This is a genomic window from Elstera litoralis (assembly GCF_000963705.1).
Classification (GTDB): Bacteria; Pseudomonadota; Alphaproteobacteria; order Elsterales; family Elsteraceae; genus Elstera; species Elstera litoralis.
Window position 1 is genome coordinate 1 of record NZ_LAJY01000884.1, and the last position, 1,249, is coordinate 1,249.

Here is a 1,249-nt window from a genome sequence, read left to right on the forward strand (position 1 = left end):
GTTCCTTTCRAAAACGGCAGGCAACGTATCCGCCAATCCCCGCAGTATTTTTACTGCCTCCTCATTCGGGGACAACGCCGCGCTATGATCATCGAGATTGACAAGGCAAGCTGTCATGTTGACTAGCGAAATAGCCAAACTCGGCAGAAACGCATCGGGCCGCTTTAGAGCCAAATCCCGCCGAATTTTCACAGCCTCTTCAATTGCCGACAAAGCCGCCTTCCAATAGCCGAGTTCGGCAAGACGATTGCTCATGGTATTCAGAGCAGCGGCCAAATTCGGCACAAACGAATCAGGCCGCGCCAGGGCCAAGGGTCGCAGAATCTCTACCGCCTCTTCAATCGCTAAAGAAGCCGCCTCACGACGACCCATGCGGGCGAGACAAATACTCATGGTATTCAGCGAGGATGCCAAGTCCATAGAAAAAGCCTCAGGTTGCCTCCGGACCAAGTCTCTTCGAATTTCAACCGCCCTTTCAATCGCCGATGCCGCCGCCTCGCGGTTGCCAAGGTCAGCAAGGCAAATGCTCATATTACTCAACGAAATAGCCAAACTCGGCAGAAACACCTCTGGCCGTGCCTGAGCCAAATCCTGCTGAATTTCTACCGCCTCGGAAACTATTGACAAAGCATCTTCCTGACGCCCGACAGCACCTAGACAATTGCTCAAATTATTCAGTGACGTTGCCAAACTTGGTAAAAACACCTCGGGCTTAACGAGAGTTAATTTTCTGAGGACTGTAACCGCCTCCTGAATTGCCAATATAGCTGCGTCCCGGCGACCAAGACCGGCAAGACAGGTACACATATTGTTCAGAGAAGAGGCCAAATCAGGTAAATACAATTCAGGATTAAGTTTAGATAATCTCCGCCGAATTATAACAGCCTCTTCAATTACAGACAAAGCCGCTTCCTGTCGACCAAGATTAGTTAGACGATTGCTCATGTTATTTAAAGAAGACGCCAATTCCGCCACAGATGCATCGGGTGCATTTCTAATCAAATCTCGCTCAATATTAACAGCCTCTTCAATTGCAGACAGCGCATCGTCCAGATAGCCAAGATTAGCAAGACATATACTCATGTTATTTAATGAGGTAGCGAAGGTTGGTAACAGCCCCTCTCGCCCTCCGCGAATTAATGACCTTAGAATCTCAACTGACTCGTCAATCGCGGTCAGTGCCTTTTCAACCTCACCTAAGCGCGTCAAATGTATTGTTAAATTTGTTAAATTTCCTGCTCGATACGCC

Annotated in this window: 1 protein-coding gene; it reads right to left on the minus strand. The window is 48.7% G+C overall.

Translation table 11 applies throughout. The features are described from left to right. On the minus strand, positions 1-1,249 hold a 1,249-nt coding region (locus VZ95_RS24710), incomplete at both ends, for a tetratricopeptide repeat protein (RefSeq protein ID WP_045777510.1).